The organism is Prosthecobacter sp. (assembly GCF_044222345.1).
Taxonomy (GTDB): Bacteria; Verrucomicrobiota; Verrucomicrobiia; order Verrucomicrobiales; family Verrucomicrobiaceae; genus Prosthecobacter.
This window is the reverse complement of record NZ_JBGANL010000045.1, coordinates 1-10457: the sequence shown is the minus strand read 5'-3', so window position 1 is coordinate 10457 and position 10457 is coordinate 1. Positions and strand designations below refer to the sequence as shown.

The 10457-nt window shown below is 57.5% G+C and carries 7 protein-coding genes; 1 reads left to right on the top strand and 6 read right to left on the bottom strand.

What is annotated here, in order from left to right; genetic code table 11:
• Window positions 1–179: 179 nt before the first annotated feature.
• Both ACILSL_RS20270 and ACILSL_RS20265 read right to left on the bottom strand, forming a co-directional pair.
• A complete protein-coding gene (locus tag ACILSL_RS20270) occupies window positions 180–875 on the bottom strand; it encodes a rhamnogalacturonan acetylesterase (protein ID WP_395733883.1) in 696 nt (231 codons plus the stop codon).
• A 9-nt stretch (window positions 876–884) separates the two neighbouring features.
• Window positions 885–1523 carry a tRNA (guanine(46)-N(7))-methyltransferase TrmB gene (locus tag ACILSL_RS20265; protein WP_395733882.1) on the bottom strand — a complete coding sequence of 213 codons (639 nt, stop codon included), beginning with the start codon at window positions 1521–1523 and terminating at the stop codon, window positions 885–887.
• A 191-nt stretch (window positions 1524–1714) separates the two neighbouring features.
• Between ACILSL_RS20265 and ACILSL_RS20260 the strand changes: the two genes are divergently transcribed.
• Window positions 1715–2239, top strand: coding sequence for a cytochrome C (locus tag ACILSL_RS20260; protein WP_395733881.1), 525 nt, complete (start codon window positions 1715–1717; stop codon window positions 2237–2239).
• Between the two features lie 1048 nt (window positions 2240–3287).
• Here the strand turns inward: ACILSL_RS20260 and ACILSL_RS20255 are convergent.
• The 4 genes from ACILSL_RS20255 to ACILSL_RS20240 are packed head-to-tail and all read right to left on the bottom strand — an operon-like array spanning window position 3288 to window position 10196.
• Complete coding sequence (locus ACILSL_RS20255; protein ID WP_395733880.1) at window positions 3288–4367, bottom strand: putative phage abortive infection protein; 1080 nt, start codon at window positions 4365–4367, stop codon at window positions 3288–3290.
• Between the two features lie 20 nt (window positions 4368–4387).
• Complete coding sequence (locus ACILSL_RS20250; RefSeq protein WP_395733879.1) at window positions 4388–5866, bottom strand: N-6 DNA methylase; 1479 nt, start codon at window positions 5864–5866, stop codon at window positions 4388–4390.
• On the bottom strand, window positions 5863–7410 hold the full coding sequence (locus tag ACILSL_RS20245; RefSeq protein ID WP_395733878.1) for a restriction endonuclease subunit S: 1548 nt from the start codon (window positions 7408–7410) through the stop codon (window positions 5863–5865). The genes ACILSL_RS20250 and ACILSL_RS20245 overlap by 4 nt, the downstream gene beginning before the upstream one ends.
• Window positions 7407–10196 (bottom strand): DEAD/DEAH box helicase family protein, encoded by a 2790-nt coding sequence (locus ACILSL_RS20240; protein WP_395733877.1) that lies wholly within the window; start codon window positions 10194–10196, stop codon window positions 7407–7409. Before ACILSL_RS20240 ends, ACILSL_RS20245 begins: the two co-directional genes overlap by 4 nt.
• Between the last annotated feature and the right edge of the window lie 261 nt (window positions 10197–10457).

Here is a 10457-nt window from a genome sequence, read left to right as displayed (position 1 = left end):
AAGTGACAAGTATTCATTGGCCAGCTTTGTTTCGCGCTCGGCCCAGGGTTTTGAGGTGGTTTGTGCGTTGATTTGCAACGCCAATGCCAGTGCAAGCGCCCCCACAGAGCGCCTGAATCGCAACAACTGGCCCGGCATAGACTTCACTTCCCGATCATAAACGTCTTTGGTGGCAACGCCTACTTCAAAAGTTTGGCGAGATCGGGGGCCACTTTGTGGAGTTCTTCGGCGATGATGGCGGCGATGACTTGGGCTCCGTGGTCGTTGAGATGGGTGCGATCGGTGGTTTTGGCGTCGTTGTTTTTGGGGACAATCGAGGGATTGAATGTGTCGGATTCCGCAATTCCGAGCTTGTTGTGCAGCTCGACGCTGCGCGTGAAGAGGTCGACGAGGGGGACCTGCTGTTGGGTGGCGACTTTGGTGGCGGCGTCGGCCCAGGGTTTGAGTTCGCCGCGGATTTTGTCCTTGTCGAAAACGCGGCGGGTGAGGGAGGTGACGAGGATGGGTTTGGCGCCGATGGCGCGGGCTTCTTCGATGAAGCGGGTGAGGTTTTGCGGGAAGGTGGTGGCGGGGTCGGTTTCGCGTTTGGGGCCTTTGCCGGGCATGTCGTTGTGGCCGAACTGGATGAGGATGTAGGCGGGTTTGGAGTCGAGGACTTTTTTCCAGTTGCCGGTGTCGCGGAAGCTTTTGGAGCTCTGGCCGCCGGCGGCGAAGTTGAGGCACTCGGCGTCGGGGCGGAGGAGTTTGGCGAAGGCGGCGCCCCATCCGGCTTTGTCGGTGACGGTGGAGTCTCCGGCGAGGGCGATGCGGGTGCGGGGTTCTTCAGCGTGGGTGATGCTGAGAGTGAGGGCGAGGAGGAGGCTGCGGCGGAGCATGGCCGGTTTTTAACGTCCGATTTTCTGCCATCTCGCACGGTGAATGGTGCGGCCCATGTGGAGCCAGTCGGTTTCGAAGTCGGTGGTGGGGTAGAAGAAGGCGTCGGCGGGCCAGTCGAGGCGTTTGAACTGGTGCTGGCGGGTGGCGAAGCTGGCGAGGGCGTCTTCGAAGTAGGGCTGGTCGTCGGTCTTGAGGAGGAATTCGCCGCCGTCGTCGCTGAGGATGCGATGGAGGCCGTCGAGGAATTCGCTTTGGTTGACGAGGCGGCGGGCGGTGTGGCCTTTCTTGGGCCAGGGGTCGGGGCAGAGGAGGTGGAGGCGGGTGACGCCGGAGGTGGGGAGGAGCCAGCCGACGGTGTAGGCGCTTTCGAGGCGCATGATGCGGGCGTTGGGGAGCTGCTGGGTGTCGATCTTGCGGCCGGTTTTGATGACGCGGCCGAGCATGCGCTCGACGCCGAGGAAGTCGCGCTCGGGGTGGTGGGCGGCCATGCCGGTGAGGAAGGTGCCATCGCCACAGCCGAGATCGACTTCGAGGGGGCGGGAGGGATCGGGGAAGATTTCGGCGCGGGTGAGTTCGCGGAAGTGATCTGGGGGCGTGAAGAGGGCGGGCACGGGGGATGGTGTGCCGATGAATGGGGGGGCTGGCAAGTGGGGAATTGCGCAGGTGGGAGCCAAACTTTGGATGGCCTACGGAAGGCGCGGAAAGGACGGAAAGGATGCCTATTCTACCGCAGGGGATGTTTTGCGGCTGCTCATGCGTGCGCCTTCTTTCAAAATGGCGGGGCTTGAGGGGCGGAGTGGGCTGGCTATGTTGAAAGGGAACCCTGTTCCAACCCCCTATGCCGATTTACGAGTTCTACTGCCCTGACAACAACAAGCTGTATTCCTTCCTGGCGCGTTCGCTGGCGTATCGGGACAAGGTGCCGGTGTGCCCGGATGGGGAGGGGTTGAGAATGGAGAAGCGGGTGTCGGCGTTTGCGGTGATCGGGAAGGCGAAGGAGGAGTCGGGGGATGATCCGTTTGCGGGGGTGGATGATGCGAAGATGGAGAGCTTCATGGCGGACATGGAGCGGGAGATGGGGAGCATGAACGAGGAGAATCCGGATCCGCGTCAGCTTGGGCATTTCATGCGGAAGATGACGGACATGATGGGCGACAAGACGCCGCCGGAACTGCGGGAGATGGTGCGTCGGCTTGAGGCGGGGGAAGATCCGGAGAAACTGGAGGAGCAGTTTGGGGGGATGGACGAAGGGGACGCGGGGGATGCGCTGTTTTCACAGATGCTGACGCGGGCGAAGGCTGTGCGGAAACAGCCGGTGCGGGACCCGAAGCTGTATGAGATGCGGGATTTTGTGAAGGAGTGAGAGGCGACATTGGTGGGATCCTGTCAGGCTCCTGCATGCTGACTCCATTCCCGGGAAGGCGATGTGGGGATTTTCGGTTTGCCGCAGAGGGGCAAAGGAGCAGAGGTTGCAGAGATTGAAGAGGATTGGGAGTGGCCGGAAGAAGACGCAAAACCGATCCTTCAAAAAACGGAGCCGGGTTTTTAACCGCTGATGGGACGCTGAGATGACGCTGATTCAGAATCCGGAATTTCTGACCACGGATTACTCGGATTGACACGGATGGCGGAGGCTGAAGCTGAGGGGCTCAGTGCTTTGATCTGTGCTGCTTGTGCCCTGCGGGGTTCCTTCTTGGCTGTGAAGCTGGGACTGGAGGAAGAAGCGGATTTTAACCGCTGATTAGACGCTCATTCAGAATCCGGAATTTCTGACCACGGATTACTCGGATTGACACGGATGGCGGAGGCTGAAGCTGAGGGGCTCAGTGCTTTGATCTGTGCTGCTTGTGCTCTGCGGGGTTCCTTCCTGGCTGTTAAGCTGGTGCTGGAGGAAGAGGAGGATTTTGAACGGCTGAGGAGGCGCTGATTCGGGATTGGAATCTGGGCGGTGATGGCCGTTGGCGGTGACGGATGGGTTGTGGCGTTGCGGATGCGCTGAGAATGGCAGGGGAATGAGTTGGCAGAGGAATGACTGAGGCTGGCCCCATTGACTCGATGGTGCTGGAGGAAAAGGGGGATTTTAACCGCTGATTAGACGCTGATATGACGCTAATTCAGAAGTGGAATCCGGGCGGTGATGGCCGTAGGCGGTGAAGGATGGGTTGTGGCCTTGCGGATGCGCTGAGAATGGCAGGGGAATGAGCTGGCAGAGGAATGACTGAGGTGGGAAATTGGGAGGGTGGTGGTTTGTCAAGAATTTGCACACTGACCCCATTTTTCCGGGTTTTTAACCGCTGATGGGACGCTGACATGAACGCTAATGAAGAAGCCGGAGTTTCTGATTGTCCTGCCAGCGTTTGATTAGGTGGGGGCAAAAATCATCGCGGGTAGGAGTTAATCAGCGTAGGCCTTCATTGGGCTGATGACACCTTGTCTCGGTTCGGATCAGAGACCTTTGAAGCTCTTTCGTATTCAAAACAGATTTTAGGAAACTCCATCTTGAGATTCAGTTCGGAACTGGGATCAAAGAAATCTTCCGGAATGTTTTTGATCAGCGCATACCTGATAAGCAATCCCTTTTTTCCGAACCAGCCTCCTTCATCAATCCAAGCAGACCCGATGGCAGCGAGAGAGTTAAGACAGAGCAGAGCCTGCTCATGATTTGACATCTGAGAACTCACAATGCCAGCGTAATCCTGAGCTTTAACATCATTTTCATGTGTTTCGACATATTTCATCATCTGCCAAAGATGCCTGTAGTAGTGTGCAATTCGCGATTGGTGGCCGTCGAATGGGCAGTAATGGATTCTGGCACGCTCATAGCCGGCCATCTGCATCGTCCAGAAGTAACTGAGTTCAGATTCAGATTTGCTCAAAGAATAGGCCTCTTGGATCGTGGTCATTTTTTGGACCACGAGTGAGATCAAATTCTGTGGATGGTTTTTGCCAACAGATTTCTCAAGGATACGCGATGAGTTTGGCCCTACTCCGTAATAGAAAGCCATGTAAGCCAGGTCAATCATCTGGCGCTGGGTGTAATGAATATCGAGGCTAAAGCAGGCAGACCGTACAATGCTCAATGACATTCGAAATTCACGGACCAGAGATACGAAGGCCCGATGCCCCTTTTTGCCATCGATCTCGACGCCGGCTAGATTTTCTCGGTGAAATTTCAGAAGCTCGAAAAACCTTGATTCAAAAGCGGTTCTTTGATTCGTCTCCTTTTGATTCCAATAGGTCAACGTTACTATTACTACACTCAAACTGAAGATAAATGTACCAATGAACCCGCCTACAAAATCGCCAAACTGACCAGCCTTCGCGGGGTTGAGCACTGGAGGCAAGTTAGCTGGCTCAGTGGCCTGTTCTTTGACTGGGAGCCATCCCTCGATCTTCTCATACCAGCTCGCGGGGGCAAATATTGGCAATACTGGACTTGCCAACATCACAAAAAGAATGAATACGGTAAATAGTTTAAGTAAAGACTTCATAAAGGGGTGAATTTTTCAGCTCAAATTCCTAACGCGGCCAGCACGGCTCTAAAATTGTTTAACCCTGCCTCGATGTTTTCGACGATCTCCTCGCCGAGGTCTTTTGGGTCGGGGAGGTTGTCGAGGTCGGCGAGGCTTTGGTCTTTGAGCCAGAAGAGGTCGAGGCTGGTTTTGTCGCGGGCGGTGAGATCGGCGTAGCTGTATTTGCGCCAGCGGCCATCGGGGTTTTTGTCGGGGTGCCAGGTTTCTTTGCGCTTGTGGCGGTTCTCCGGGTTGTAGCAGGAGATGAAGTCGGCGAGATCTTCGGCGCGCATGGGTTTGCGCTTCTGGGTGTGGTGGATGTTGGTGCGGTAGTCGTAGTACCAGACTTCCTTGGTCCACGGTGTTTTGGCGGCGGGCTTGTTGTCGAAAAAGAGCACGTTGGCCTTCACCCCGTTGGCGTAGAAGATGCCGGTGGGCAGGCGGAGGATGGTGTGGAGGTCGGTGTTCTCCAGCAGCTTTTTGCGTACGGTTTCACCCACGCCACCTTCGAAGAGCACGTTGTCAGGCAGCACCACGGCGGCTTGGCCGGTGGTCTTCAGCATGGTGCGGATGTGCTGGAGGAAGTTGAGCTGCTTGTTGCTGCTGGTGGCCCAGAAGTCCTGACGGTTGTACACCAGATCGTCCTTCTCCTCCTCCCCCTCATCGTTGGTGAAGGTCATGCTGCTCTTCTTGCCAAAAGGGGGATTGGCCAGCACGTAGTCGTAGCGCTTCCCGCTGTCGGCGATGAGCGCATCCGTGGAGGACACGCAGCTTTCGCCATCGATCTCGCCGATGTTGTGCAGCAGCAGGTTCATGAGGCAGAGGCGGCGGGTGTTGGCCACGATCTCATGGCCAAAGAAGGTCTCCTTCTTCAGGAAGGCCTTCTGCGCCTTGTTCAGCGCCGGGTTTTTGATGAGGTAATCGTAGGCAGCCAGGAAGAAGCCGCCGGTGCCGCAGGCCGGGTCCGCGATGGAGCGCTCCGGCAGCGGGCGCAGGCATTCCACCATTACCTGGATGAGCGCGCGCGGGGTGAAGTACTGGCCCGCGCCGCTCTTGGTGTCTTCCGCGTTCTTTTCCAGCAGGCCTTCGTAGATGTCTCCTTTCACATCCGCGCCCAGCGTCACCCACTCGGTTTGGTCCACCATCTCCACCACGCGGGCGAGCTTGGCCGGGTCTTGGATCTTGTTTTGGCTCTTGGTAAAGACCTGGCCCAGGATGCCCCGCTCGTTCGCCAGTTCCCGCAGCACAGTCATGTAGTGCGTTTCTAAATCCGCGCCTTTGAGCTTTTTGATTGTGGGCCATGCGTACTTCTCCGGCACACCGATCTTCCGGTTGTGCGGCGGGCGGCTGTACTCGTCTGCCATCTTCAGGAAGATCAGGTAGGTCAGTTGCTCCAGGTAGTCGCCGTAGCCCACACCGTCGTCGCGCAGGGTGGTGCAGAAGCCCCAGACTTTGGAAATGATCGAATCAGTGCTCATGCTTTCTTGGAACGGGTCTTGGGAGTTTTAGATTTGCCTGCTTGCGCTTCACGCTCCGCATGGATGCGCGCCAGCAGTGCCGCCGCAGGCTCATCCGCCCCATCCTGCGGTACCAACTCCCCGGCAAAGGCTTTATTCAGAATCGATTGACGCAGAGCCTCCGCGCGCTGGAGGTTTTGGTCGATGTCGGCCTCGAGGGCGTCAATCTCCGAGAACTGAGCATCAACTTGGTTCATCAATTCTTGTTGTTCCGCAGGCGAGCACACTGGGATCAACAGTTCTTTAAGTTGTGTGGTGTTGATTCGCGGCCTTCCGACACCGTGAACGGCGTCTTCGAGCTGCTTGAAAGTCGAGCGCGTTGAGAGAACGATTGTTGCGTATCGGTTCATCAAGACTGTGCCCTGGCAACGGACACAGAAGCAGTCCGCTTTGTTGACCGCTTTGTCGATGGTGGGTGGAACCATGGCAACGCGTGTGCGTTCGGTGATAAAGGATGAAAAAACAATATCCCCGGGAACCACCGTGTGCTCAACGAGGGTCCTATATTTGGCTTCAGTGATGAAGGATTCCTTCTCTTCAATGAATTTCATTACTCCAATGTTTTCCAGGCGCACCACGCGAATTCCTGAACCGACATAATCGCTGGTTTTCAGGTGAGAGCCGAATGGACCGTCAAAGACATCTGTGTTGCATGAGCCAAGCCGCATCCAGTGCCATCCAGCAGGCAGGCCAGGCAGCTTATCCAGTTCCTGTTGCGTTGGCAGTTGTGCAACAAGTGGCACTCTGGGTTTGGAAGGCTTGTCAGCCTTTTTGCTATCGGCTTCCCAAATCTTCAAAGCCTTCTCCCATGTCTTGAGTTGCTGCTGATAGCGCTCTTCACGTTCTGCACGAATACGCTCCAGCAGCTCCTCAGCCGATTCCAGTTCATCCGCATGTTGCGCCCGCCACTCAGCCGTGAGGCGGCCTTCGAAGGCGTGCTTGAGCAACGCCTGTCGGTACACCGCCAACTGCGCCCGGGCCTTCTTCAAATTCGCCACCCCTTCGTCCAGTTCTGAAAACAGCTCTTCGATCTTCGCCACGATGCGCTTTTGTTCGGCGAGGGAGGGTGACGGAAGGACAGATGCCTCGAACATCTTTTTCGTAATGTGGGCCAAGCCTGCTCCTCCATGCGCTATGCGAACATATTCTTGGAGGTTTTGGTTGATCGCCAACTGGAGAAACTTTTTGTCGAACTGATCAGAGGAAAATGTGATCCGGAAAATGTGCTGGTTTAACCAAGCATTCCCACCACGCCAAAGGTGAGCGCCAAATGATGTGCCAGGAGTGCCTGACCAGGCAAAAAGCAAATCGCCATTCTGCACCAGAAACTTTTCCGGGAGGTCCCCTTCGTAATGGTTGAAGTGTGCTTCTGGATTATTCAGATTTTGAATTCGAATGATCGGCATTCCAGCCTTTGTCCATTCATTAGGTTTGAATGCACGACCGTTAATCAAGCCAAGCGATTCACCAATGGTGATGGTATTCCAGTGCGGCGGATACCTCATGCCACCAGCACCTCATTCAATTCCTCAATAATGCCATCCATCCGCTCCCCAAACAGCTGATACATTTTCCCCAGGCCGCCCTGGGCGTCAAAGGGGGCCATGTCGAGGTCATCGCGTTCAAAGTGGAAGGAGGTCAGCATGTGGTCGCGGATCATATTGAGCCAGGCCACCTGTGCCTCGGTAAATTTGGGGCCGGGTTCATTGTGTTTGGCCATGATCCAGGTCTGGAAGTTCTTGCGCACCACGTCGTCAAAAGCGGTCAGCTTCGCGTCCAGCCCGCAGGCGTGGCGGATCAGGGAGATGAGGGCGGTCAGTTCATTGAGCGGCTGCTTCGCCTTCGACTCATCCAGATGCTGGTAGGCCTGGTACACGCGCAGCGGGGCGAGACGTGGTGCGTCTGAGCGAAGGGTGGCCATGACCTGCCCGAGCATGGCAAAGGTGATCTCCCGACGGCGGTAGGGCTGATCGTAGAAAATGGTGAGGGCGGCGAGTTCGTCTTTGTGGGCCTGCAGCCACTGGGAAAACTCCTGCGTGAGGGCCTCGGCCTTCGCCTGCGCATCCTGCGTCCACGCAGCATTGAGGAGGGTGTCCTGGTGGTCGTGATTGATCTTCTGCTCCTTGTCCCGACGGATGGTGTCGATGAGCTCGATGAGCTCCCCGTTGAAGACATTGGCGGCGGCTTTGACAAGCTGCGCCTGAGCCTTGTCACGATTGGCGTCTCCGGGATTGGTGCCAGCGGGCTGACCGGCAAGCTCCAAGGCCTTGGCCTCTACATTGTCTCCATCAATGGCGGCGATGAGGCTGCTGATGATGGTGCTGAGGGAGACGCCGCCGGATTTTTCCGCGATGCGCTCGTGCTCGTGCTTATCAAGCTGCTTATTGAGCCGTGCGAGACGTCCGGCGAGGGAGCTGACGGTGTCCGTATCGCTCGCGCCCATGAGCACGCCCATGGCGAGGTCCTTGAGCGGAACGCCGGTCTTGGTGATGAGCGGGGTGCTAGCGGTCTTGAGAGACTTGGTGACGCCGATGGCATCCACAATGACGTAGTGGGTCTTGGCAGAGACGGCGGAGGGCGTGACCTTGCGCAGATCATCCATGTCCAGCGTGCGGGTGCCGCGGCCTTTCATCTGCTCAAAGTAGTTCCGGCTTTTCACGTCCCGCATGAAGAGCAGGCACTCCAGCGGCTTCACATCCGTGCCGGTGGCGATCATGTCCACGGTGACCGCGATGCGGGGGTGGTAGTCGTTGCGGAACTGGGCGAGCACGGACTTGGGATCTTCCTCCGCCTTGTAAGTGATCTTTTTGCAGAAGGCGTTCGATTCGCCAAACTCATCGCGGATGATCTGGATGATGTCATCGGCATGGGAGTCCGTCTTGGCAAACACCAACGTCTTCGGCACCTCCGTGCGGCCGGGAAAGATCTCCGGGAGCTTGTCGCGGAAGGTGCGGACGATGAGGCGTATCTGGTCTGGCACGACCACCTTGTCATCGAGCTGCTTGGCGGTGTAAGCGGCGTCTTCATCCTGCTGCTCCCAGCGGCGCTTGCGCGTCACGCGCTCGCGGTGCTCCACGGGCTGCTTGGCCACCAGACGCGTGCCGGTGGCGGTGACTTCTGTCTCGATGAGGTAGGTTTCATTTCCCACGTTCACGCCGTCTGCTACGGCCTTTTCGTGGCTGTAGTCGCTGACGACGTTGTTTTTGAAGAAGCCGAAGGTGCGGCTGTCTGGTGTGGCGGTGAGGCCGATGAGGAAGGCATCGAAGTAATCCAGCACCTGCTGCCACAGATTGTAGATGCTGCGGTGGCATTCGTCGATGATGACGAAATCGAAGAACTCTGGAGGCACCTTGGCCTCATACACGACGGGCATGGGCTTCTTTGGCTTCGTAAGCTGCTCGGCAGGACTCAGCTCTTCCACGGCATCGTCCAGATCCTCTCCTTTCAAAATCGAATAGAGGCGCTGGATGGTGCAGATGCACACCTGAGCGTCCTTTGGCACAAAGGAGGACTTCAGCCGCTGGACGGTGTAGAGTTCGGTGAAGCGGCGATTGTCATCGCTGGGGGTGAAAGCCATGAACTCCTGCTCTGCCTGCTCGCCGAGGTTCTTGGTGTCCACCAGGAAGAGGATGCGCTTTGCCTTGCCGAACTTTAGCAGGCGATAGACTTCTGTGATGGCGGTGAAGGTCTTGCCGGAGCCGGTGGCCATCTGGATGAGGGCGCGGGGCCGGGCGGCTTGCAGGGAGACTTCGAGATTGGTGACGGCGACCTCCTGGCAGCCGCGCAGGCCGAGGGCTGCGGCGGGGAGTTTGCCGGGATTGAGCAGGGGCATGGCTGCCAGCCGGGCGCGCAGGGAAGCGCCGTCTTCCAGCCATGAGAGGAGCGTCTCGGGGCGGTGAAAGCTGAAGACTTCACGGGAGCGGGGCTTGGGATCTGCGCCGTCTGTGAAACGGGTGATCAAGCCCGTGCTCTCATAGAGAAAGCGCAGTGGGTGGCTGTTGCTGACCCACTTCAACTTTGCATGCGCGTATTCGGAGGTCTGGTCTTCGACGGTGGTGATGTTTTGGCCGAGGTCTTCTTTCTTGGCCTCGATGACGCCGCAGGCCTGCTGATTGACGAAGAGCACGTAGTCGGCGGGGCCGGTGTCTGTGGGGTACTCGCGCACGGCGATGCCGGGGCCTGCAGCAAAGTGGATTTTTTTCTTGTCCTGAACCACCCAGCCGGAGGCCTCGAGCATGGCATCGATGCGATCACGCGCGAGCTGCTCGGGGTTTTGATTGGGGGGCGGCATCTGCTGGGGAAAATTTCTAGTGAAGAGTAGCTAACAAAGCGGAGGGCGCTAGGGATGGCAAGGGGAACGCCGACGAAAGGATGAAGGCGGAACGAGAGGCTGCTGGGCGGATGGGAAAAGGACCGAAAGGACGGAAGGGACGGAAAGGACGGCTGCGAGACGAGCTGGGAGCGGGTGAGCTGCGCAGAAGCCGAGCAAAGGTACGCGGATTGTCGCGGCGGTTTGTGTCACCGCTGCGCGGTTTTACGAAGTTGGGGAGGG